Source organism: Streptomyces sp. NPDC090083 (assembly GCF_044747445.1).
GTDB lineage: Bacteria > Actinomycetota > Actinomycetes > Streptomycetales > Streptomycetaceae > Streptomyces.
On sequence record NZ_JBIVED010000014.1, the window covers coordinates 143,206 to 164,889 of the forward strand.

Annotated in this window: 20 protein-coding genes; 10 read left to right on the forward strand and 10 right to left on the reverse strand. The window is 71.6% G+C overall.

Annotation, left to right across the window (positions count from 1 at the left end; all coding sequences use genetic code 11):
- Positions 1-28: 28 nt before the first annotated feature.
- A complete protein-coding gene (locus ACIPTO_RS36710) occupies positions 29-1,231 on the reverse strand; it encodes a glycoside hydrolase family 64 protein (RefSeq protein ID WP_401199318.1) in 1,203 nt (400 codons plus the stop codon).
- 398 nt (positions 1,232-1,629) lie between these two features.
- On the opposite strand from ACIPTO_RS36710, the gene ACIPTO_RS36715 reads away from it, so the two are divergent.
- From ACIPTO_RS36715 to ACIPTO_RS36725, 3 genes are all read left to right on the forward strand, one after another.
- Positions 1,630-4,047, forward strand: coding sequence for a GH92 family glycosyl hydrolase (locus ACIPTO_RS36715; protein ID WP_401199320.1), 2,418 nt, complete (start codon positions 1,630-1,632; stop codon positions 4,045-4,047).
- A 227-nt stretch (positions 4,048-4,274) separates the two neighbouring features.
- Complete coding sequence (locus tag ACIPTO_RS36720; RefSeq protein WP_401199322.1) at positions 4,275-5,165, forward strand: GNAT family N-acetyltransferase; 891 nt, start codon at positions 4,275-4,277, stop codon at positions 5,163-5,165.
- A gap of 133 nt (positions 5,166-5,298) precedes the next feature.
- Entirely contained in the window at positions 5,299-5,643 is a 345-nt protein-coding gene (locus ACIPTO_RS36725) for a hypothetical protein (protein ID WP_401199324.1), read from the forward strand.
- A 7-nt stretch (positions 5,644-5,650) separates the two neighbouring features.
- Here the strand turns inward: ACIPTO_RS36725 and ACIPTO_RS36730 are convergent, their stop codons facing one another.
- The 3 genes from ACIPTO_RS36730 to ACIPTO_RS36740 form a co-directional block, all read right to left on the reverse strand.
- Positions 5,651-6,538 carry a Gfo/Idh/MocA family protein gene (locus ACIPTO_RS36730; protein ID WP_401199326.1) on the reverse strand — a complete coding sequence of 296 codons (888 nt, stop codon included), beginning with the start codon at positions 6,536-6,538 and terminating at the stop codon, positions 5,651-5,653.
- A gap of 184 nt (positions 6,539-6,722) precedes the next feature.
- The gene (locus ACIPTO_RS36735; RefSeq protein WP_401199328.1) at positions 6,723-7,901 is read right to left on the reverse strand and encodes a GDSL-type esterase/lipase family protein; all 1,179 of its coding nucleotides are present in this window, start codon (positions 7,899-7,901) and stop codon (positions 6,723-6,725) included.
- 97 nt (positions 7,902-7,998) lie between these two features.
- Positions 7,999-8,574 carry a TetR/AcrR family transcriptional regulator gene (locus ACIPTO_RS36740; RefSeq protein WP_366315523.1) on the reverse strand — a complete coding sequence of 192 codons (576 nt, stop codon included), beginning with the start codon at positions 8,572-8,574 and terminating at the stop codon, positions 7,999-8,001.
- Positions 8,575-8,645: 71 nt separating this feature from the next.
- On the opposite strand from ACIPTO_RS36740, the gene ACIPTO_RS36745 reads away from it, so the two are divergent.
- The 4 genes from ACIPTO_RS36745 (at position 8,646) to ACIPTO_RS36760 (ending at position 12,557) form a co-directional block, all read left to right on the forward strand.
- Positions 8,646-9,140, forward strand: a complete 495-nt coding sequence (locus ACIPTO_RS36745; RefSeq protein WP_366315521.1) for an FBP domain-containing protein — start codon at positions 8,646-8,648, stop codon at positions 9,138-9,140.
- A 338-nt stretch (positions 9,141-9,478) separates the two neighbouring features.
- Positions 9,479-10,336: an aldo/keto reductase gene (locus tag ACIPTO_RS36750; protein ID WP_366315519.1), complete on the forward strand. Its 858-nt coding sequence runs from the start codon at positions 9,479-9,481 to the stop codon at positions 10,334-10,336.
- 88 nt (positions 10,337-10,424) lie between these two features.
- Positions 10,425-12,194 carry an ABC transporter ATP-binding protein gene (locus ACIPTO_RS36755; RefSeq protein WP_401199331.1) on the forward strand — a complete coding sequence of 590 codons (1,770 nt, stop codon included), beginning with the start codon at positions 10,425-10,427 and terminating at the stop codon, positions 12,192-12,194.
- A gap of 120 nt (positions 12,195-12,314) precedes the next feature.
- Positions 12,315-12,557 (forward strand): DUF5133 domain-containing protein, encoded by a 243-nt coding sequence (locus tag ACIPTO_RS36760; RefSeq protein ID WP_366315515.1) that lies wholly within the window; start codon positions 12,315-12,317, stop codon positions 12,555-12,557.
- Between the two features lie 5 nt (positions 12,558-12,562).
- On the opposite strand, the gene ACIPTO_RS36765 is transcribed toward ACIPTO_RS36760, so the two are convergent.
- The gene (locus tag ACIPTO_RS36765) at positions 12,563-13,531 is read right to left on the reverse strand and encodes a GlxA family transcriptional regulator (protein WP_401199333.1); all 969 of its coding nucleotides are present in this window, start codon (positions 13,529-13,531) and stop codon (positions 12,563-12,565) included.
- 144 nt (positions 13,532-13,675) lie between these two features.
- Here ACIPTO_RS36765 and ACIPTO_RS36770 point away from each other — a divergent pair, with 144 nt between their 5' ends.
- Positions 13,676-14,143 carry a hypothetical protein gene (locus ACIPTO_RS36770; protein ID WP_401199335.1) on the forward strand — a complete coding sequence of 156 codons (468 nt, stop codon included), beginning with the start codon at positions 13,676-13,678 and terminating at the stop codon, positions 14,141-14,143.
- 4 nt (positions 14,144-14,147) lie between these two features.
- Here the strand turns inward: ACIPTO_RS36770 and ACIPTO_RS36775 are convergent, their stop codons facing one another.
- Positions 14,148-16,187, reverse strand: a complete 2,040-nt coding sequence (locus ACIPTO_RS36775) for a SpoIIE family protein phosphatase (protein WP_366315509.1) — start codon at positions 16,185-16,187, stop codon at positions 14,148-14,150.
- A 199-nt stretch (positions 16,188-16,386) separates the two neighbouring features.
- Between ACIPTO_RS36775 and ACIPTO_RS36780 the strand changes: the two genes are divergently transcribed.
- The gene (locus tag ACIPTO_RS36780; protein WP_401199337.1) at positions 16,387-17,544 is read left to right on the forward strand and encodes a serine hydrolase domain-containing protein; all 1,158 of its coding nucleotides are present in this window, start codon (positions 16,387-16,389) and stop codon (positions 17,542-17,544) included.
- A gap of 39 nt (positions 17,545-17,583) precedes the next feature.
- Here ACIPTO_RS36780 and tgmB read toward each other — a convergent pair whose 3' ends face one another.
- The 3 genes from tgmB to ACIPTO_RS36795 form a co-directional block, all read right to left on the reverse strand.
- A complete protein-coding gene (gene tgmB, locus ACIPTO_RS36785) occupies positions 17,584-18,570 on the reverse strand; it encodes an ATP-grasp ribosomal peptide maturase (protein ID WP_401199339.1) in 987 nt (328 codons plus the stop codon).
- A gap of 16 nt (positions 18,571-18,586) precedes the next feature.
- Positions 18,587-18,778 carry a putative ATP-grasp-modified RiPP gene (gene tgmA, locus ACIPTO_RS36790; RefSeq protein ID WP_328833722.1) on the reverse strand — a complete coding sequence of 64 codons (192 nt, stop codon included), beginning with the start codon at positions 18,776-18,778 and terminating at the stop codon, positions 18,587-18,589.
- A 155-nt stretch (positions 18,779-18,933) separates the two neighbouring features.
- Positions 18,934-19,239 carry a YkvA family protein gene (locus ACIPTO_RS36795; protein ID WP_366315503.1) on the reverse strand — a complete coding sequence of 102 codons (306 nt, stop codon included), beginning with the start codon at positions 19,237-19,239 and terminating at the stop codon, positions 18,934-18,936.
- 156 nt (positions 19,240-19,395) lie between these two features.
- On the opposite strand from ACIPTO_RS36795, the gene ACIPTO_RS36800 reads away from it, so the two are divergent.
- Positions 19,396-20,199 (forward strand): helix-turn-helix domain-containing protein, encoded by an 804-nt coding sequence (locus tag ACIPTO_RS36800; RefSeq protein ID WP_401199342.1) that lies wholly within the window; start codon positions 19,396-19,398, stop codon positions 20,197-20,199.
- A 75-nt stretch (positions 20,200-20,274) separates the two neighbouring features.
- Here ACIPTO_RS36800 and ACIPTO_RS36805 read toward each other — a convergent pair whose 3' ends face one another.
- Positions 20,275-21,546 carry an alpha-L-fucosidase gene (locus ACIPTO_RS36805; protein ID WP_401199344.1) on the reverse strand — a complete coding sequence of 424 codons (1,272 nt, stop codon included), beginning with the start codon at positions 21,544-21,546 and terminating at the stop codon, positions 20,275-20,277.
- Between the last annotated feature and the right edge of the window lie 138 nt (positions 21,547-21,684).

Here is a 21,684-nt window from a genome sequence, read left to right on the forward strand (position 1 = left end):
GGCGGGCCCGGCGCCGCACGCCGAGCGGCTAGAACGGCGTGAGGGTGAGCCGTATCCCGGTGGGTGCCGTGTCCTGGACGTAGCTCGCGAAGTCCGCCACGTCGTCGAAGGCGAAGCCGTACGCCCTGCCGTCGGCGGTGGCCGCGTGGACCGCCTTCGCGTAGTGGTTCGTGAGGTCGGTGGCGTAGAAGCCCGACGCGTCGGTGGTCGGCTGGGCCGGGTTCGACAGCAGCGTGGAGCGGTTGAAACCGGCGCCGAGGACGGCCGCGACCGGGCCCGTGGTGCCGTCGTTCGGGGCGGCCAGGGCACCGTCGCAGAACAGCACGTCCCGGGTCGACGGCTTGGCGAACGAGACCGAGGCCGGTCCGGTGAACGTGAACCGGTCGGCGCGCACCCGCCCGGTGAAGGCACCCGCGTTCGTGGTGACCGTGAGGTCCTTGCCGGTGTACGTGCTCCACACCTCGTCGATGTACGGCGTGAAGTAGTCCGCGGCGAACAGGCCCGCGTCCAGCCCGTGCCCCGGCGCGATGACCCGCGTGTCGTCCACGACGAGCGGGGCGAACGCCTCGACCTTCCGGACGGCGTCGAACACGGACGCCCGGCCGCCGGAGCGCAGGGTGCCCGTCGTCTGGTCCTGCGCGCCGGTCAGCCGGATGCTCATCGGCACGCTGAACATGTCGACCATCGTGGTGTTGCAGAACATGCCGGACGCGTTGTGCGTGAACTCCGCGCAGTCGTGCAGCACCCCGTAGTTGGGGTCGGAGGCGACCCAGCCGGCCGGGTACTGGAGCGCCGGATTGCCGTCGCCGTCCGCCACGGCCTTGAACTTGAGCTTCGCGCCCAGCGAGACGTAGATGCGGCCCGACAGGTACGGGAGCGACAGCGTCGTCTCCGCACCGGAGCCGAGGCTGATCGCGTAGTCGGTGAAACCGTCGGCGCCGTTGTCCGAGAGCGCGATCGGCGCGATCGTCCCGTCGGGGGTGACCCGCACCTGCTTGCCGTCGACGTTGCCCACGACGTAGACGTGCACGTTGGCGTTGTCGAACGAGCCGCTGTTGTTGACCAGCGTCAGCGGGAGGGCGCCCGCCTGCGCGGCCGTGGCCTGCGTGGACTTGGTGTCCGCGAGGGCGTAGGGGGCGAGTGCGGCGACGGCGGGAGCGGCCACCGCCGCGCCGCCGAGGGCGAAGAGGAGCTTGCGGCGGCCGAGCGGGCGGTGGTGACGGGCAGTCATGTGGGGGGACCTCCGGGCGAGTCGGGCTGTTCGGAGCGGACGATGCCGACGCTGAGAGCGCTCTCACAGCGTGCGTCGGCACCGCCGCCGGGGCCCGATGTTACGCATGAGCACTCCTGTGGCCAACGGTTCCACCGGAACCCGCCACCGCGCTGACCTGCGAAGACATGACGAGAGGTGAGGCTTAACCCCCGCTTAAGGATCACTTAAGTGCGCGGCGGACCGTTCACCCGCGTGGTGAAGCGTTCACGCGTGCTTCATCACGCGTACCCGAGGGCCTCTTCCGTCCCGCCGCGCGACCTCCTAGCCTCGCGACGCCCCCTGTCCTTCCCCGCCCCACGTCCCTCTCCATCTCCCTCTTCATCCCCATGTCCCCTCCCCGAAAGGCCACTTGACGCATGCGTCACCAACTCCTCGGTACGGCACGGCGGTTCGGCTTCAGAGCCGCGGCCGTGGCGGTCACGACCGCACTCGCCGCGTCCGCGCCGCTCCCCGCCGTCGCGGCGAACTCCCCGTCCGCCAGGCCGTCCTCACTCGTCGACCCGCTGATCGGCTCCAGCAACGGCGGCAACACCTTTCCCGGCGCCACCCTCCCGTACGGCATGATCGCCTGGTCCCCGACCAGCACCACCGGCGACCAGACCAGCACGGGCGCCGCCAACGGATACGAGTACGGCGCCACCCGCATCCGCGGCCTCAGCCTCACCCATGTCAACGGCGCCGGCTGCAACCCGGGCGCGGCGGGCGACGTACCGATCATGCCGTTCGTCGGCGACGTCACCTCGTCCCCGTCGGCCGACACCAAGGACGCCGTGTACGCGTCCGACTTCTCGCACGCGGACGAGAAGGCCACCCCCGGCCGCTACACACTCGGCCTCGCCTCCGGAGCCACCGCCGACCTGGCTGTCGGCAAGCGCTCCGGGGTGGCCGACTTCACGTTCCCCGCCGACCGTCCCGCGAACCTGCTCTTCCGCGTCTCCAACTCCCTCAACGGCAGCCAGGACGCACACGTCGACATCGACACCGCCCATCACAAGGTGACCGGCTGGGTGTACACGGGAGCCTTCTGCGGGCGCCGCGCCAACGGCGGTGTCAACAACCGCAAGAGCTACTACAAGCTCTACTTCAGCGCCTCCTTCGACCGCGCCTTCTCCACCGTCGGCACCTGGCACGACAGCACCGTGTCCCCCGGCTCGACGACCGCCTCCGGAGGCGAGGGATACGCCACCGGCGCCGACCGCGCGGGCCGCGGATCGGGCGGCTGGGTCGGCTTCGACACGGCGTCTGACAACGATGTCCACATGCGGATCGGCATCTCCTACGTCAGCCTCCGCGGAGCCGAGTCCAACCTGCGCCAGGAGATCGCCCCGCACGCACGCGTGGCCGACGTCGCCGAAGCGGGCGCCCGCGCGTGGGACCGCGAACTGAACACCGTGCGCGTCGACGGAGGCACCCCCGCACGCCGCCAGACGTTCGACACGGCGCTCTACCACGCCCTCATGCAGCCCAACCTGATCAGCGACGAGGACGGCCGCTACTGGGGCATGGACCAGGCCGTGCACCGGCTGGCGCGCGGACAGCGGGCGCAGTACAGCAACTTCTCCGGCTGGGACCAGTACCGCGCCCAGATACAGCTCCTCGCCCTCCTGAAGCCCACCGTCGCCGGTGACTTCGCCCAGTCGCTCTACAACTTCTCGAAGCAGAACGGCGGCATCTGGGACCGCTGGGTGCACATCAGCGGCGCCACCCACGTCATGACGGGCGACCCGTCCGCCGCGACCCTGGCCACCTTCTACGCCATGGGCGTCCGCAACTTCGACTACGAGGGCGCCTTCGACTCCCTCGTCCATCAGGCCACCGTGCCGAATCCCGACGAACTGTCGGACGCCGGATGCCCCGGTCAGTGCGTGGGCCAACGCCCCAACCTCGCCCAGTACATGACCTCCCACTACGCCGCCCAGGACGCCTGCCACTGCTGGGGCGGTGCCGCCGAGACCCTGGAGGACGCGGTCGCCGACTCCGCGCTCGGCCAGTGGGCGAAGCTGCTGGGCCGTACCGCCGAGGCGAAGACCTTCACCGAGCGCGGCACCTACTGGCGCAACGTCTTCAACCCCGCCACCGGCTACGTCCAGGCCCGCAACCTCGACGGTTCCTGGGTGGGCCCGTTCAACCCGGCGTCCGACCTGGGCTTCGCCCAGGGCTCTGCCGCCGCGTACGTCTGGATGATCCCGCAGGACGTCCAGGGACTGGCCGAGGCGATGGGCGGACGTGAGACGGCCGCCACCCGGCTCGACGGCTTCTTCCACACCGCCGACGGCGCCTGGTCGGTCCGCGGCGGCGACGCCCTGCGCTACGACCCCACCAACGAACCCGACATCCACGCCCCCTGGCTCTACACCTCACTCGGCCTGCCCTGGAAGACCCAGGCGACCGTCCGCCAGATCCTCGACACCGCCTACGGCACCGGACCCAAGGGCCTGCCCGGCAACGACGACCTCGGCACCATGTCCGCCTGGTACGTCCTCTCCGCCATCGGCATCTATCCGCGCACCCCGGGCAGCGCCGACCTGCTGCTCGGCGCACCGCTGTTCCCGAAGACGGTCCTCGACCGGCCCGGACGCACCGACATCGTCGTCACCGCGCCCGACGCCGACGAGACCCACCAGTACGTCGACGCCGTACGCCTCGACGGACACACCCTCACGCGCGCGTGGACCGGCGCCGGACTCACCCTCAAGGGCGGCCGGCTGGACGTCCGCCTCGCCACCGAGCCCAACACGAGCTGGGGCACCGACCCGGGACAGCTCCCGAAGTGACGCGCACCGGCCCGGCGGACCCGCGCTCCGCCGGGCCGGACCCGTAAAAGCGGTGGACGACCGGGAGAACGATCACCTACGGTGTGCGTGCACGCCCCGAGACCAGCGGAAGGAGGCGAGTGCGATGAAGTGCACAACACCCCAGCGCTCCCTCCCCGTTCACCCGGTGTGCCCTACGTGACCTGACCGGGAGCGCTCCACGCGGTACCCCTCCCGGAGGACACCCCATGACCGATCTGGTCATCCGCGCGCTCGACGACAGCGACGCGCATTTCTTCGACACCCTTCCCGACCCGCTCGACACCCGGACCGCGCACCGGCTCACCACCTGGCGGCCCGAATGGCAGCGGCTGGCCCTGCGCGACGGCAGGGTCGTCGCACGCGCCGCCTGGTGGGGCGGCCCCGACGACACCGAACCCCTCACCCTCGCCGCCTTCGACCTCATCGAGGGCGAGGAGGAAGCGGCGGCCGAACTCCTGCGCGGCGCACCCTGGCGCGTCGGCGCCGAGCTGAACCTCCCCACCGGCTGGCGCGACAACCCCGAGCTCCGCAGCGCGGCCGAGGCACGCTTCACCGCCCTGCGCGCCGTCGGCTACGAACTCCTCGTGGAGCGGTTCCTCTACCGATGGACCCCGGAGTGCGGCCTTCCGGAGCGACCAGGACGCCTCGTCTTCGCCCCCGAACCCGACGACAACGTCTTCTTCGACGCGCTGCGCCGCATCCACTCCGTCACCCTCGACGCCCACGCCCAACAGGCCATCCGGGAAGGGGGAACCGACCGGGCCGCGCAGGAGGAGATCGACTTCTTCCGGTGGTGCCCGTCCCCGCGTGAGTGGTGGCAGGTCGCCCGCACCCCGGAGGGAGACCTCGCGGGCATCCACATCCCGGCCCACAACCCGGCGGGCCCCTGCATCGGCTTCATCGGAGTCGTGCCGGAACAGCGCGGTCACGGCTACGCCCTCGATCTGCTGGCCGAGTGCACGCACTACCTCGCCGAGCACGGCGCCGAGTTCATCTCCGCCGCCACGGACCAGGGCAACTTCCCGATGGCCGCGCACTTCGCGAAGGCGGGCTTCCCGGTCGTACGGGAGCGCCTGAACTTCCATGTCGTCGCGTAGGCGCGTCGGACGGTAGACGCGCACACCAGTCGGCCCGGCCCGTCCCGTGGGCCGGGCCGACTGTCAGTGCCGGGTGCCATGCTGGCGGCAGGTCGATCTACGGCCGGTCGGTCCACGGTGGGACGGAGGCGCGATGGGGTTCGTGGGCGAGGTCTGGCAGGTGCGCACGGGCGAGGAATCGGTCGGGGAGATCCTGATCGACGACGCCGACTTCCCCTGGCTGTCCGGCAAGTTCACCGCCGGTCCCGCCTTCGAGGCCGTACGGGATTTGTTCGCGCGCGAACTCGCCCTGGCGCAGGGGGACGCCGACTGGCAGCGGTGGGAGGAGGCCTACGACGAGATCAGCCGCCGGGTGACGCTGACCTCGCCGGACGGGCCCGTGCCCGAGTTCCTGCTGCACATCGAGGGGGAGCGGGCGTGGTTCCGGTGGAGCGACGAGCCGTTCGACGAGGACGAGGAGCCACCCGGTGGCGACTGACCAGCGCTCAGGCGGTCCCGCCGTCCACCATCGCCTCGGCCTCCGACAGGATCTCGGTGACCCGCTGCGCGAAGGTCACGTCGCACGGGTGCGGCCGGCCCGTGCGGGCGGACTCGCCCAGCGCGTCGGCGGCCCGTCCGAAGGCGGAGACCGCGTCGTCCGAGCCGTCCGGGATGCTGGTCACCCCGGCCTCACCGCGCAGTTCGACCGTGGCTCCGGCCGCGGCCGTCGGCGCGGTGAGGCTCAGTGTCAGGGTGCTGGAGGCGCCGCCCTCGTGGTCGAGGACCAACAGCGTCGTGTCGCCCGGGCCACGGACGGCGGCGGCCACCCGGCGGACGTCACCGAGCACCGGCAGCAGCACCGAGAGGGCGTGCGGGCCGACGTCCCACAGAGCGCCCTTCTCCCGCCGCCAGGGCGAGTTCATGAACGGGCTGTCGCTGGTGAACACCGAGCCGAGCCATTCCGCCCGCGCCGTGAACCAGCCCCCGGCGGCGGCCTGTTCGGTCACCCACGCCTCGCACGCCGGCTCGAAGCGGGTGGTGAAGAACACGACCGACGCGACCCCGGCCTCCCGCACCGCGTCCACCACGGCCCGCCCCTGCTCCACGGTCGGGGCGAGCGGCTTGTCCAGCAGCAGATGCCGCCCCGCCCGCGCGGCCCGCACCGCCAACTCGGCCTGCACGGAAGGGGGCAGCGCGATGGCGACGGCGTCCACGTCCGCGATCAGCGCGTCGACGTCGTCGTAGGCAGGTACGCCGTGGCGGTCGGCCAGTTCCTTGGCGGCGTCGGCGCGGCGGCCCCACACACCCGCGAAGTCCCACGTGCCGTGTCCGCCGAGGGCGGGGGCGTGGGCCATCTGCGCCCAAGGGCCGGTGCCGAGCAGTCCGATGCGCATGTCGCTGCCTTTCCACGATCAAGCCTGGTGACGCGACCGGAGCTGATCGGTCCGGTCGCTGGTGAGCGTGCCACACGACCGGGGCAGGTGCGCAAGCCCTTCCGGCCGCTTGCCGATGGCAGGGGTCCTGCTCAGCCGGGTCTGGTGGACAGGGGCCGCTGTCGCGAGCGAGCCCCGGCCGGACTCAGCCGGCCCCCAGCGCGAAGGGACCCCCCTCCCCGAACACCAGCCGTCCGAAGTTCTCCCCGATGCGCCGATGTCCCGCCGGATCGGGATGGACCCCGTCGGGCAGCGGGAGTTCGGCGAAGTCCGTCTCGCCGTAGAGTTCGCGGCCGTCGAGGTAGTGGAGGTGCGGGTCCTCGGTCGCCCGCTGTTCGACGACCTGGGCGAGCGCGTCACGGATCATGGTGAGAGTCAGGCGCCCGGTGGCGCGCTCGGCCGGATCGCCCGTCGCCCTGAACCGCACGGTGCCGCCGTCGAGTTCGGGCATCAGGGGCCCGGGAGTGTCCTCCTGGACGGGGCACAGGATGGGGGAGACGACCAGCAGCGGTGTCGTCGGATGCCCCTCACGGATGGTGTCGAGGAAACCGTGGACCGCGGGGGAGAAGGCACGCAGGCGCATCACGTCGGCGTTCACGATGTTGATGCCGATCTTGACGCTGATGAGGTCCGCGGGAGCGTCCCGCATCGCGCGGGCGGTGAACGGATCGAGCAGGGCGTTGCCGCTGAACCCCAGGTTGACCAGCTCCACTTCGCCCTGCGCGGCTGCCAGCGCCGGCCAGATTCCGCTCGGATGCGCGGCGTTGGAACCGTGACTGATGGAACTCCCGTGGTGCAGCCACACCTTGCGCCCGCGGTCCGGCGCCTTCTCGACCGGGGCGTCCGTGCGCAGGGCGATCAGCTCGGTCACCTCCGTGTGCGGGAGCCAGATCTCGATGGTCTTGTCGCCCGCCGGCAGCTCGGCGAACCGGGCGGTGCCCGGCCGCCCCTCGGTCAGTTCGGAGGCCTGGGTGATCATGTCGGTGACCGTGCGCACATTGCCGCCGATCACCGTGGTCTGGGCGGTGAGCCGACCGTCGACCAGCAGGTCGTACACGCCGTCCGGCACGGCGGGGAAACCCCGGTAGACGCGCTTGGTGGGCAGTGTGTCCAGCTCGACGGTCCTGGCCCGGGTGCGGAAGACCAGCCGTACCCCGGAGGGCTGTGCCTCGGCGACGACCAACTGGTCGTCGGGGAACTGGTGGCGGGCCCGGGCGGGCAGCCGGTGCGGCAGCAGGCCGCGCGCGGTCGTCTCCATCTCCAGGAAGCCGCGCAGCATGTCGGTGGTGACGGGCGTGGTGATCATGTCCTGCTCTGTGGTCATCGCCTCAACCTGTTGATCGGGAGGTCCGGAGTACGGCCGGGTCGGGTACCGGATCGCGCTCGGATCCGGAACCGAGGTGGGTGGGTCCAGGACTACGTCAGTTCGGGGGCACGGCCCGGTTGCGCAGCAGCGCGTCGAGCGAGTCCACGATCCAGGTCCAGGACTCCCGCGCGTCGGGCGCGCTGTGGTCGAAGCCCCCGGCCAGCTCCAGGCTGACGTAGCCGTGGAAGACGCCGCCCAGCATCCGGACCGCATGGGTCTGGTCGGGTTCCGCCAGGTCGTAGCCGCGCAGGATCGCCCGCGTCATCTGCGAGTGCCGTACCCCGGCGCTGGCGGCCGCGGTCTCGGGGTCGAGCCGGAGCCGGGCGGCGTCGTACCGGCCGGGGTGTTCGCGGGCGTAGTCGCGGTAGGCGTCCGCGAAGGCGGCCAGGGCGTCCTTGCCCGCCCGTCCGGCCACGGCGTCGGAGACCCGGTCGGCGAGTTCCTCCAGCGCGAGCAGGGCGATGCGGGTCTTGAGGTCGTGGGAGTTCTTCACATGCGAGTACAGGCTCGCGACCTTGACGTCGAAACGCCGGGCGAGCGCCGACACGGTCACGTGCTCGAAGCCCACCTCGTCCGCCAGCTCCGCCCCGGCGACGGTCAGCCGCTCCGCTGTCAGTCCTGCTCTGGCCATGACCTTCCTCTCCCTCGGCGAAACCTATTATGCATTTGCCTAAAGGTTTTAGGCAAACTAGCCTCGGCATTATGAAACCCCTGACCGAGCGCGAGATCCGCGCCGCCTTCGTGAACTGCACCAAGGGCGAGGCCAAGCGCCTGGCCGTCCCCCGTGACCTGGCCGAACGGCCCTGGGACGACCTGGACTTCCTCGGCTGGCGGGACCCTCAGGCCCCGGACCGGGCCTACCTCGTCATCGAGCTGGACGGCCGTCCGACGGCGCTCGCCCTGCGCAGCCCGGGCTCCACCTCCTGGCAGACGCGGCGCAGCATGTGCTCGATGTGCATGACCACCCACACCGGAGGCGTCTCCCTCATGACCGCCCCGAAGGCGGGCAAGGCCGGGCAGCAGGGCAACTCCGTGGGCGCCTACATCTGCGACGACCTCGCCTGCTCGCTCTACGTCCGGGGCAAGAAGGACGCGGGCGTCGGCGCCCGGATGCCCGAATCGCTCACCCTGGACGAGAAGATCCGGCGAACCGTCACCAACCTCACGGCGTTCATCGCCAAGGTCGCCCCGCGCTGAAGAACCCCGGTGAGGCGCCCCCGCCGGCCAACCCCGCCAACCGCACCCCCGCCAACCGAATCCCCACCAGCCAACCGGTACCCCCAACCCCCGTCGGCCAGTTCCGACCGAACCGTCCTGATCGAACCGTCCTGATCGAACGGTTCCGATCGAGCGGTCCCGATCGAGCGGTCCCGATTGAGCAGTCCCGCTGCTGGATCCATTCGGTTTCTTCTATTGGACCTGTGGACCCGGGCCCGACACGCTGGGTACCGCGTCCTGCCCGCTGTGCCCGAGACCCGGCCGCGGTGGCGCCGGACGGCACGGTCCCGCGTGACAGCCGGAGGAGGAGCACCCCCATGGACACCCGCCGCATCGGTGACGTCGAGGTCAGTGCGATCGGCCTGGGCGGTATGCCCATGTCGATCGAGGGACGGCCGGACGAGGCCCGCTCCCTCGCGACCATCCACGCCGCGCTCGACGAGGGCGTGACCCTGATCGACACCGCGGACGCCTACCACCTGCACGCCGACGAGGTCGGTCACAACGAGACCCTGATCGCCAAGGCCCTCGCCTCGCACGACCGGGGCGGGGACGTCCTGGTCGCCACCAAGGGCGGCCATCTCCGCCCCGGCGACGGCAGTTGGACCCTGAACGGCGACCCGGCGTACCTGAAGGAGGCCTGCGAGGCGTCCCTGCGCCGGCTCGGCGTGGAGGCCATCGGGCTCTACCAGTTCCACCGTCCCGACCCGAAGGTCCCGTACGCGGACTCGGTGGGCGCGGTGAAGGAGCTGCTCGACGAGGGCAAGATCCGCCTGGCCGGCATCTCGAACGCGAACCCGGAGCAGATCCGGCTGGCGAACGAGATCCTCGACGGCCGCCTGGTCTCCGTGCAGAACCAGTTCTCCCCAGCCTTCCGCTCCAGCGAGCCGGAGTTGGAGCTGTGCGACGAACTCGGCATCGCGTTCCTGCCCTGGAGCCCCCTCGGCGGCATCACCCGCGCCGGTGAACTCGGCTCCGCCTACGCGCCGTTCGCCCGGATCGCCGAGCGGTACGGTGTCAGCCCGCAGCGCGTGTGCCTGGCCTGGATGCTCGCCAAGTCCCCGGTCGTCGTGCCGATCCCGGGTGCCAGCCGCCCCGAGACGATCCGTGACTCGGCCGCCGCGCCCGAACTCGCTCTCTCCGCCGAGGAGATCGCGGAGCTGGACGCCGTCTGAGCATGCCGTGACACCTGAGGTGCCGTGGGGCGGGTCGGCGTAGAAAGCGCTTGCCCGCCACCCGGTGGCAGAGGAAGGATCACGGTCCATGGCGTCATCCACGGAGAAACCGCTCGACCACCGCTACCGCGACGAACACCCGATCCGCACCCTTGCCTACCTCTTCCGGGCCGACCGACGGCGACTGGCCCTGGCCGTCGCCGTGTTCACGGTCAAGCACAGCCCTGTCTGGCTGCTCCCCCTCATCACCGCGTCGATCATCGACACGGTCGTCCAGCACCAGCCGGTCAGCCGCCTCTGGACGAGCACCGGCATCATCCTGTTCATCCTGCTGATCAACTACCCCCTGCACGTGCTCTACGTCCGCCTCCTCTACGGCAGCGTCCGCCGCATGGGCACCGCCCTCCGTTCGGCCCTGTGCACGCGGATGCAGCAGCTGTCCATCGGCTACCACTCCCGGGTCAGCGCCGCCGTCCTCCAGGCCAAGGTCGTCCGGGACGTGGAGACCGTCGAGCAGATGGTCCAGCAGACCGCCGAGACCGGGCTCGGCGCGATCACCGTGCTCACCGGCGGCCTGGTCATCATCGCCTTCCGTACACCGGAGTTCGTGCCCGTCTTCATCGTGGTCGTACCGGTCGCCGCGCTCCTCGTCTCCCGGCTGCGGGCCCGCCTCCGCACCCACAACGAACACTTCCGGCACGAGGTGGAGACCCTGTCCTCGCGCGTGACGGAGATGACCCGCCTCATCCCGGTCACCCGCGCCCACGGACTGGAGGGCAAGGCCCTGCGCCGCATGGACGGCACCCTGAGCCGCCTCCTCACCTCGGGGATGCGCCTCGACCTGCTCAACGGCCGCTTCGGCTCCCTGGCCTGGGTCGTCCTGAACGTGGTCGGCGTCCTCGTCCTCGCCGGCGCGGCCCTCGTGTCGTACTACGGCGTCTGGGGCGTCACGGCGGGCGACGTCGTCATGCTGAGCGCCTTCCTGACCACGCTCACCAACTCCACCACGACCCTCACGAGCCTGGCCCCGGTCATCACCAAGGGCCTGGAATCGGTCCGTTCGGTCGGCGAGGTCCTCCAGGCACCCGAGTTGGAGGACAACGAGGGCAGGACCGAGGTCACCGAAGTGCGCGGGGCCATCGCCTTCCAGCACGTCGGCCTCGCCTACGACGACCAACTCCGGCCCGCCGTCCACGACTTCACGCTCACCGTCGCACCCGGCGAGACGATCGCCCTCGTCGGCGCGTCCGGCGCGGGCAAGTCCACCGTGCTCAACCTCGTCATCGGCTTCATCCGCCCCACCACCGGCCGACTGCTCCTCGACGGCACCGACATGAACACCCTCGACCTGCGCACGTACCGCCGCTTCGTCTCGGTCGTCCCCCAGGAGTCGATCCTCTTCGACGGCACGATCCGCGACAACGTGGCCTACGGCATGGACGACGCCGACGAGGAGGCGGTCCGCACGGCACTGCGCGACGCCAACGCCCTGGAGTTCGTGGAGAAGCTGCCGCGCGGGGTGGAGACGCTGGTCGGGGAGCGCGGGGCCCGACTCTCCGGCGGCCAGCGTCAACGCCTCGCCATCGCGCGGGCGTTGATCCGCGACCCCAAGGTGCTGATCCTGGACGAGGCGACCTCGGCGCTCGACACCCGCTCGGAGGCGCTCGTCCAGCAGGCCCTCGCGCGGCTGCTGCGCGGTCGTACGACCTTCGTGGTCGCGCACCGGCTGTCCACCGTCCGCAGCGCCGACCGGATCGTGGTGATGGGCGACGGGGAGATCCTGGAGGTCGGCACGCACGACGAACTCCTGCTCCGGGGCGGCGCGTACACGGCACTGCACAGCGGGCAGGCCGCCTGACGGCTGACCGGGACGGCAGACCGGTGGCGTCGTGTCAAGGGCGCGCCGGTGTGTCGTTGTCGTGTGCTTGGTCCGGCGGCGGCCGGGCACACGGAGGGAAAACCGAGAAAGGGGCGTTCCGTGCTGGTGCCGGACCCGAAGGCCGTCAGAACACTGCTCACCCGGTACGCGGTGCTGCGTATCTCCCAGGCGGAGAGGCAACACCCGCAGACGGCCGCCGAGTTGAACGACGTCGTGCACGCCCTCTGCGTGATGACGGGCACCACCGGCATCCGGGAGGCCATCGACAGGGCGGACGCCCTGCTGGCGGCGGCACGCAGCACCCCGAAGACCGTGATCGCGGACCGCCGGGCCGCCGCGTAGTCCGGTCAGGACGACATCGCCGCGGTGGCCGGCCTGCCGTGGAACGCCGAGCGGTAGGCCTGCGGACTGGTGCCGACCACCCGGCGGAAGCGTTCGCGGAACGCGGTGGGGGAGCCGAACCCGGCCTGCTGGGCGATGCGTTCGACGGTGTGGTCGCTGTTCTCCAGCAGATACTGGGCCCGCCGCACGCGGGCCCGCAGCAGCCACTGGAGCGGGGTGCTGCCCGTCTGTTCGCGGAAGCGGCGGCTGAACGTCCGCTCGCTCATGCCGGATCGGGCGGCCAGTGCGCCCAGGGTGATCTCGTGGGAGAGGTTGTCCTCGATCCACCGGAGGAGTGGTTCGAGGGTCGAGCCCTGCGGGACGGGCGGGTGCCGGTGGACGATGAACTGGGCCTGCCCGCCCTCGCGTTCGAGTGGCATCACCGACAGCCGGGCCGCGTCCGCGGCGACCGCCGAGCCGAAGTCCCGCCGGATGAGGTGCAGACACAGGTCGAGCCCCGCGGCGGCTCCGGCCGAGGTGAGGATCTGGCCGTTGTCGACGTACAGCACGTCTGGCTGCACCTCCACCAACGGGTAGGTGCGGGCGAGCAGTTCGGCGGCCACCCAGTGCGTGGTGGCGCGCAGTCCGTCCAGCAGTCCGGCCTCGGCCAGCACGAAGGCGCCCGCGCAGATGGATACGATCCGGGTCCCGGCCGCCGCCGCCTCCCGCAGTGCTTCGAGCACCCGGGCGGAGGGCGGCGCGGCCCGCTCCGAGCGGCCCGGCACGATGACGGTGTCGGCGTCCGCGAGCGCTTCGAGTCCGTGGTCGACCCGCAGGGCGAACCCGTCCGTCCGTACGTCCGGGGTCTCTCCGCACACCCGCACGCGGTAGGCGCTCCGCCCGTCCGGCAGCCGCGTACGGCCGAACACCTCCAGCGGTGTCGCCATGTCGAACGGCACCACATGATCGAGGACGAGGATCGCGACGGTGTGCATGAACACCACGATAGGCGGATTCCCGCCAGGGGCGTGACGCCGTCTTCGGCCCTCATCACCTTCTCAGGGCTGGTGGCGAGAATCCGTCGGAAGCTGTCGTTTCAGCCACTGTGTTCCCGTGCCGGAGGTCCCTAGCCTGGGCCGGTGACCAAGATCCTTCTCACTCTGCACGTCCTGGCCGCCATCGTCGCGGTCGGCCCCGTCACCGTCGCGGCCAGCATGTTCCCTCCCGCGGCCCGCCGCGCCCTGACGGGCCCGGACGGTCCCGACGCGGGCGTGACGACCGTACGACTGCTGCATCGCATCTGCCGGGTCTACGGCGCGGTCGGGCTGGCGGTGCCCCTCTTCGGCTTCGCGACCGCTTCCGCCATGGGCGTCCTGGGCAGCGGCTGGCTCATCGCCTCCATCACCCTCACCGCGGTCGCGGCCGGCATCCTGATCGCCTTCGTGCTGCCGCGCCAGGACGAACTCCTGGAGCAAGTCGGCGCGCGGACGCCCGTGGAGCGCTCGGGAACCGTTCAACTCGCCATGTTCACCGGCATCTTCAACCTCCTGTGGGCCACCGTCACGGTCCTCATGATCATTCGCCCGGGATCGACCACGGGCGCCTGACCGGTCAGCCGGTGGCGCGGACCAGGAGGAGTGCCACGTCGTCGTCGGGCTCCGGGCGCAGCGCGTTGAGCAACAGGTCGCCGGTCTGCTCCAGCGGGCGGCGGGAACTCTGCAACAGCCGTGTCAGCGCGTGCAGTCCGACATCGATGGACTCGCCCCGGTTCTCCACCAGACCGTCGGAGTACAGGGCGAGCAGCGCGCCCGTGGTGAAGTCGACCCGGGCGGTCCCGAACGCCACCCCGCCGACGCCGAGCGGCACTCCGCCGGGGATGTCGAGGAGTTCCGCCGCGCCGTCGGGGCGGATCAGGACGGGCGGCAGATGCCCGGCGCTGGACAGCTCGCAGGTGCCGCGCCCGAGGTCGACCACACCGTACGCGCAGGTGGCGATCGCGTCGCCGAGGGAGCCCGCGAGGTCGTCGAGGTGGTGCAGCAACTCGGCCGGAGGCAGGTCGAGTCGGGCCAGGGCGCGGGTAGCGGTGCTCAACTGGCCCATGATGGCGGCGGCTTGGACCCCCTTTCCCATCACGTCGCCCACGACGAGTCCGGTACGGCCCGGCCCGAGCGGCAGCACGTCGTACCAGTCGCCCCCGACCTCGCTCAGCGCCGGCAGATAGCGGGCCGCGATGTCGAGGCCCTCCTGCCGGGCCGGGGCGGGTGGCAGCAGGCCGCGCTGCAGGGTCAGCGCGGTGGTGCGTTCGCGGCCGTAGAGGCGGGCGTTGTCGATGCAGATCGCGGCCCGCGCGGCGAGTTCCGAGGCGAGGACGCGGTCCTGCTCGTCGAAGGGGCGTTCGTTGACGGTGCGGTAGAGGCTCAGCGTGCCCAGCACCTCGCCGCGGGCCATCAACGGGACGGCGAGATAGGAGTGGACGCCCGCCGTGCGCAGGGTCTGGGCTGCGCGGCCGTCCCTGGCGATACGGCGCATCGTCGGCGGGTCCACGCGCTCGACCAGGATCGGTCCGGCCTCGCGGACGCACCGGGTGATGATGCGGTTGGGGCCGTAGGTGGCCAGCTCGCCCACCGGGTCCGCCGCGTGGATCGCGTCGGTGAGGTAGCCGGCGGCGACGGCCAGCGCGCGGAACTCGACCTGCGCGTCCTCGGTCACCGGAGTGATCGTGCCGTCCGTGACGACCGACTCCAGCACGTCCACGGCGGCCAGGTCGGCCACGTGCGGGACGGCGACGTCGGCCAGCTCCCGCGCGGTCTGCTGGAGGTCCAGCGTCGTCCCGATCCGCACCCCGGCCTCCGCGACGACGGACAGGTGCTGGCGCGCCTGCGCGACCTCGGCCGCCGCCTGCTCCCGCTCGGTCACGTCCAGGACAGCCATCGCCAGTCCCAGGACCCGGCCCTGCGCGTCCTCGATGCGGTGGTACGACTCCGAGTACGCCCGGTCCACGACGTCGGCCGCCGTCCGGCCCACGGTCTGCTGGTCGAGCAGCGGCTTGCCGGTTATCAGCACATGCCGCATGCGCGACTCGATGGCCGCCACGTCCAGGCCGGGCAGCACCTCACCGACCCGGCGGCCGACGACCCGCTCCTCGGGCACGCCGTTGATGCGTTCCAGCGCCGGGTTGACCCCGACCCACCGCAGATCGGTGTCGAACACCGCGATGCCCACCGGCGTCTGCCGCACCAGGCTGTGGGAGAGGGCGAGGTCACGCTCCACGCCCCGTACGGTCGAGGCGTCCGCCGCCAGCCCCAGCAGATGCGGCTGACCGTGGCTGTCGCGCAGCCGCATCGTGCGGAACTCCACCGGCCGTTCCGTCCCGTCCCGGTGCAGCAGCGGGAACACCCCGGCCCAGCGGGCGCCCGTTCCGACCTGGGCGAACAGTTCACGCGCCCTGACCCGGTCGTCGGGCGAGACCAGCAGCAGGTCCGCGCGCTGGGTCAGCGCCTCCTCGGGGGAGTAGCCGAGCAACTGCTCCGCCTCGGGGCTCCACAGCGTGATGTACCCGCCGCCGTCCAGGACCACGGCCGCGACCCGTAACAGGTCCAGCAGCCCGCCCGGGGCGGCCGAGACACCGTCTCCGGCACCGTACGCGTCCATCCCAGCCGCTCCTTCCGGCGCGGCACGGCACCGCCAAGATCCGTACCACGGGTCCTCCGATTACGGCACAGCCCGGGCGACGGGGCAACACCATGGGCGGCGAACAGGGGGAGGGGCCGGATGGAGCACACGCCCGCGCGGGCACGGGCGGGCCCCCGGATTCTGGTCGTGCCCTGCCCCCACTGCCCCAGGACACTCCATGCCCCTCCCGCTCCGCCTCGTCTCCGTCGTGGTCGCCACCTGCGTGGGCGCCCTCGCACCCGCGTCGCCCGCCGCGGCCGACGACCACTCGCTCCAGCGCGGCCTCGACGCACTGGTCGCCGAGCCGGGCGGCCCGCCCGGTGTCGTCGTCGTGCTCCGCGACGGCGACCACCGGCGCGTCCTGACCGCCGGCACCGCCGACATCACCACCGGCCGCCCCCTCGCACCCGACGACCACACCCGGACCGCGAGCACCAGCAAGGCGTTCAGCGGAGCGGTGGCCCTGAGCCTCGTACGGGAACACCGGCTCTCCCTCGACGACACGATCGGCGCCCGGCTGCCCCACCAGCCCCGCGCCTGGCGCAAGGTGACCCTGCGCCAGCTACTCCAACACACCAGCGGCCTCCCGGACTTCAGCGAGAGCCCCCGATTCCGCGGCCTCCTCCAGGCCGACCCGCACCATCACTTCGACTCCCGGCGCCTGCTCGACTTCGTGGCGGGCGAGCCGCTGCGCTTCACGCCGGGCTCGCGGTACCGCTACTCCAACTCCGACAACATCGCCGTCGCGCTGATGGCCGAGGCGGCGACCGGCGTGCGCTACGAGGATCTGCTGCGTCGGGACGTGTACCGGCCGCTGGGGCTGCGCGACACGAGCCTGCCGCAGGGGTACGAGATGCCCGAGCCGTACATGCACGGCTACGCGGTCGGCGATCCGTCCGGGCCGGAGGACGTCAGCGAGGCGATCGGCATGTCGGGCGTGTGGGCCTCGGGCGGGATCACCTCTTCGCCCGGCGACCTGGCCGCGTTCATCAGCGGCTACGCGGCCGGGGCCCTCACCTCGAAAGCCGCCGTGCGGGAGCAGCGGCACTGGATCCCGGGCGCCTCCGAACCGGCGGGCCCCGGCCGCAACAGCGCGGGACTCGCCCTCTTCCGGTACGACACGAAATGCGGCGTCGTACTCGGACATACCGGGAACACCCTCGGTTACACACAGTTGATCGCGGCGACCCCCGACGGCCGACGGGCCCTCACTTTCTCATTGACAACTCAGGTGAACCAGACGGGGAACCCGGAACTGCTCGCCAAAGTAAGGGCAGTTGAGGAGGACGCCGTATGCAGCCTCCTCGGGACGTACGGGGCGGAGCGCCACTCCTGACCCAGGGCGCTCTCCCCGCCTCAGGCGAACCGTTCCTGCTCAAGTGGCGGCGCTGTCCGACCCGTTGACGAGCTCCTCCCGCTCCGAGGCGGCGGGCAGCGCGAGCCAGTCCGCGATCGTCCGGGCGATCGGCTGGCCCGTCTCCGCCTCGACGAAGCCGAACTGGCCCGACTGGTTGCACTCCAGGAACCACCAGGTCCCGTCGGCGTCCTCGGCGAAGTCGAAGGCGCCGTAGGCCAGTTCGGCGTCCCGCATGTACGTCAGGACGGCCTCGGCGATCCGCGACGGGACCTCGGCGGGCCGCCACGGCTGCGCGGAGGTGGCGAAACGGACGTCGACCTCGCCGGGGTCGGCGTCCGGGGCGGTGGCCGTGCGGGCGGCGAGCATCCGGTCGCCCACCACGGTCAGCCGGATGTCCGCGCGCTTGGCGACCCGGCGCTGCAGCAGCGTCGGGCCGAACGCGACGGCGGAGAAGTCGGTGTCGGGCGCGACCCGGCTCGTCGGCACCGCCCGGGGCGGATCCTGGGGATGGGCGCCGGAGACCGGCTTCACCACCAGGTCCGGGAAACGCCGTGAGAACTCGCGGGCGGCCTGCGGGAACGTGGTGATGAGCGTGGCCGGCACGGGCAGTCCGCTGTGCTGGGCGAGCCGCAGCTGCCAGGGCTTGTGGCGGGCGCGCCGGGACGCGTCGGGGTGGTTCATCCAGCGGGCGCCGGAACCGCGGAGCATGCCGTAGAGCGCCTGCGAGGCCTCCTCGGTGAGCCACGCGGAGGGCTGGGGCGCGCGGGTCGCCGGGGTGCCCGGTCTGCGCACCCAGATGGAGCGCAGCCCGCTCACGCTCACCAGCCGCCCCCCGGCGGACAGATGACCCCGGAAGGCTCCGTGGACGTACTCCCCGGACAGCGCGACCCCGCCGGTGAGATCGGCGGGATCGATCCGGACCACGGGGACGCCGGACGCGTGCAGGTGGACCACCACCATGTCCGCCGTGACGTCCTCTTCGCAGGTAAGGACCAGGACGGTCATTTTCGTCGTTCCGTGTTCAGTCGTCGAAGTGAGTCTTCGATCCCGCGGTGGACGTCGTGGTCCCCAGTTCTCTCAGCAGAGCGAGATCATGGGCGGCGACCCGTCCGTCGGCGAGCACGTTCAACTGCAGTCCGGAGTCGTAGCTGTACGGAGCGGTGAACTCCAACTGTGCTGCCGGGCGAGCGTAGTTGAGCGCGAACGGTTGCATCGTCTCTCCCTCGTCGGTACTGCCTCGTGCAAGCGGTGGCCACCCTGCGAGGTCGCTTGGCCCGCTGACTTCCGTCTGCTTCCAGAGACTTATACGAATCGAACGAGTGAATGGTTTCCTTACTCTCCGTAGTCAAAGTAAGGAGCGCGCCGCGCTCAGCGGGGCCCGTCGAGCTCGCTCGGCAACCCCTTCTCCTGCTCGCCGAGGGAGTTGCGCATCGTGCGAAGAGCGAGGAGAAGCACGGCGATGTCGTCCAGATACACCGGATCGGGCATCAGGTCGGTCGGCAGCACGAAGTAGAGGACGGCACCCCAGAAAACCCACTTGGGGCCGGTGGGAAGCCCTGCGCGCCGCATCGAGCGCCGGGTGCGGACGAGCCGCACGAACACTCCGAGGGCCACGGCGAGCAGCAGCAGCGCGAGCACCGCGACGATGACGATCACGGTCGTGGTCGAGTCCACTGGCGCCCCTTTTTCCGGTCCGGCCACACGGCATGTGCCCTATCCGGATGCCCTGTTACGGCCTCGGTATTGCCGACGAGGGGAACATCACACCCGAACGCCCCGAAGAGTCTTGACAGCCGCCGGCCCCCTGTCGGGCGCTGGTACGTTTTCACCGTGAACGCGATCAACGGCACCGGAACCCACGTACGGATCGGCCTCGACGCCCCACCGCGCGTGGCGAGCCTGGGCGTCGGAGTGCACGGGACGGTGAGCCCGCGCGACGTGTTCCGGCTGCCGGACCTGTGGCAGCTCCATCTGTACCGCTACGAGGCCGAGTTGACGGTCGACGGCGTGGCGCACGCGATCAGGCCCGGCCATGTCAGCCTCGTGCCCCCCGGCGCGCTGGTGCGGTTCCACTACCGGGGCCGGTCCGAGCACCTCTTCGCCCACCTGGAACTCCCGTCGGCCGGTGAGCGCTTGACGGTTCCCGTGATGCAGGACGCCGGCACGCGGACCCCGGCGCTCACCGACCTGATGCAGCGGGCCGTCGCGGCGGCACCCCGCAACCCGGCCCGTGCGGCTGCCGAGTTGTGGGCCCTGCTCTGGCGGGTGGCGGACCTCGCGACCCCGGCGGACGGCGGAGCCTCCGGACCCCATCCGGCGGTCGCCCTCGCCGTCGCGCACATCGAGTCGCACCTCGCGGCCCAACTGACCGTCCCCGACGTGGCGTACGCGGCCGGCGTCTCGCACAACCACCTCATCCGCCTGTTCCGCGCCGAGACCGGCACCACGGTCGTCGCCTACATCCGGCACCGCCGCATGGAGCGCGCCCGGCACCTGCTGCGCGAGTCGACGCTGTCCGTCCCGGCCATCGCGGCGGCCGTCGGCATCGGCGACCTCCAGGCCTTCAACAAAGCGTGCCGACGCGAACTGGGGGCGTCCCCCAGGGCGGTTCGGGCGGGGGCGGGCGGTACCTGAGGCCGGCAGGGGCGTGGTGGACTCGGCAGGGCGCGGGCCGGGCGCCGTCGCGGGCCCTCACCGGCGCCGCCTGCCTCAGTTCCTCCCCGCGCCCCGGTACACCTCCAACTCCCCGTCCAGCTCGACCGCGAGGACCGTCGCGACCTCGTCCACGTCCGCCGCACCCGGCGCGTCGATCCAGGTCACGCCCGGCACCTCCCCGAGCCCGCCGATGACGTCATGGCCGAGCGGGGCGCCGGTGCCGAGCACGGTGACCCGCTTCACGGGTGTGCGCAGCCCGCGTACCGACACCGACTCGCGCGGCGGGTCGAAGCACACCAGGTACAGCGTGCGGCGGTCGGCGGACAGGGTGCTCGGACCGTAGTGGTGTCCGGCGGGCAGCCCGGCCACCGTGCCGTACACCGCCTCCTGGTGCCGGGCGATCCACGCGCCGAGCCCCTCGAGCCGCTCCGTCTGCGCGGGAGTGATCGTCCCGTCCTCCTTCGGGCCCACGTCGAGCAGCAGGTTGCCGCCCATCCCGATCGTCTCCGTGAAGTAACGCACCAGCTGCCGCACCGACTTGTGGTGCTCGTCCGCGTGCTGGAAACCCCACGAGTCGTTGACCGTGATGCACAACTCCCAGGGCCCGTCCGGGGCGTGCAGCGGCACCCCCTGCTCGGGAGTCGCGTAGTCGCCCCGGCTCAGCATGCGGGCGTTGAGGACGGTGTCCGGGTTCCCGGCGAGGATCAGCTCCGCCAACTCCCGCATCCCCCACTGCTCTTCGCTGCGCTCCCACTCGCCGTCGAACCACAGCAGGTCGGGCCGGAACCGGTCCACCAGCTCGCCGACCTGGCCGTCGCGGTAGGCCAGATAGCGCGCCCAGGCGACCGGGTCCTCGTGGCCCGGCCGTGCGGAGGAGTACGGGTTGGCGCCGATCTCCTCGTCCGCCGGCCGCGGGTGCACCGTGCTGGCGTAGTCCGGGTGGTTCCAGTCGGAGTGCGAGTAGTAGAGGCCCACCTTGAGGCCCTCCTCGCGCAGCGCCTCGGTGTACGGCCCGACCAGATCGCGGCCGGCCGGGGTGCGGCGGACCACGTCCAGGTCACCGTGGGCCGTGTCCCACAGGGCGACACCGTCGTGGTGGCGGGCGGTCAGCACCGCGTACTTGGCACCCGCCCGCGCGAACAGCCGGGCCCAGGCGCGGGGTTCGTAGCGCGCGGCGGTGAACCCGTCGAGCTGCCGCATGTACTGGTCGTGCGGCACCTGGCCCGTGTAGAAGGACCAGGACTCCGGCACACCGTCGACGGCGTAGATCCCGTAATGGACGAAGATGCCCAACTTGGCATCGCGGAACCAGGGTTGCATCGGCATGTCGCAAAGCTAGGGCGGGCGGCGGCGGGTGCGCGTGGGCGGTGATCACCACTGGTGGTCCATTTTCACCGCGGACGTCGCGCTGCGTAGGCCTTCCGCGCGACCTGGGGGCCGGGAGGCCGTCCGAGCGGTGACGTC

Coding starts and splice junctions, on each gene's coding strand:
- ACIPTO_RS36720 (WP_401199322.1), top strand. CDS start 4,275: ATGACCGATCTGGTCATCCGCGCGCTCGACGACAGCGACGCGCATTTC.
- ACIPTO_RS36750 (WP_366315519.1), top strand. CDS start 9,479: ATGGACACCCGCCGCATCGGTGACGTCGAGGTCAGTGCGATCGGCCTG.
- ACIPTO_RS36755 (WP_401199331.1), top strand. CDS start 10,425: ATGGCGTCATCCACGGAGAAACCGCTCGACCACCGCTACCGCGACGAA.
- ACIPTO_RS36765 (WP_401199333.1), bottom strand. CDS start 13,531: ATGCACACCGTCGCGATCCTCGTCCTCGATCATGTGGTGCCGTTCGAC.
- ACIPTO_RS36715 (WP_401199320.1), top strand. CDS start 1,630: ATGCGTCACCAACTCCTCGGTACGGCACGGCGGTTCGGCTTCAGAGCC.
- ACIPTO_RS36740 (WP_366315523.1), bottom strand. CDS start 8,574: ATGGCCAGAGCAGGACTGACAGCGGAGCGGCTGACCGTCGCCGGGGCG.
- ACIPTO_RS36775 (WP_366315509.1), bottom strand. CDS start 16,187: ATGGACGCGTACGGTGCCGGAGACGGTGTCTCGGCCGCCCCGGGCGGG.
- ACIPTO_RS36710 (WP_401199318.1), bottom strand. CDS start 1,231: ATGACTGCCCGTCACCACCGCCCGCTCGGCCGCCGCAAGCTCCTCTTC.
- ACIPTO_RS36725 (WP_401199324.1), top strand. CDS start 5,299: ATGGGGTTCGTGGGCGAGGTCTGGCAGGTGCGCACGGGCGAGGAATCG.
- ACIPTO_RS36780 (WP_401199337.1), top strand. CDS start 16,387: ATGCCCCTCCCGCTCCGCCTCGTCTCCGTCGTGGTCGCCACCTGCGTG.
- ACIPTO_RS36805 (WP_401199344.1), bottom strand. CDS start 21,546: ATGCCGATGCAACCCTGGTTCCGCGATGCCAAGTTGGGCATCTTCGTC.
- ACIPTO_RS36735 (WP_401199328.1), bottom strand. CDS start 7,901: ATGACCACAGAGCAGGACATGATCACCACGCCCGTCACCACCGACATG.
- ACIPTO_RS36730 (WP_401199326.1), bottom strand. CDS start 6,538: ATGCGCATCGGACTGCTCGGCACCGGCCCTTGGGCGCAGATGGCCCAC.
- tgmB (WP_401199339.1), bottom strand. CDS start 18,570: ATGACCGTCCTGGTCCTTACCTGCGAAGAGGACGTCACGGCGGACATG.
- ACIPTO_RS36745 (WP_366315521.1), top strand. CDS start 8,646: ATGAAACCCCTGACCGAGCGCGAGATCCGCGCCGCCTTCGTGAACTGC.
- tgmA (WP_328833722.1), bottom strand. CDS start 18,778: ATGCAACCGTTCGCGCTCAACTACGCTCGCCCGGCAGCACAGTTGGAG.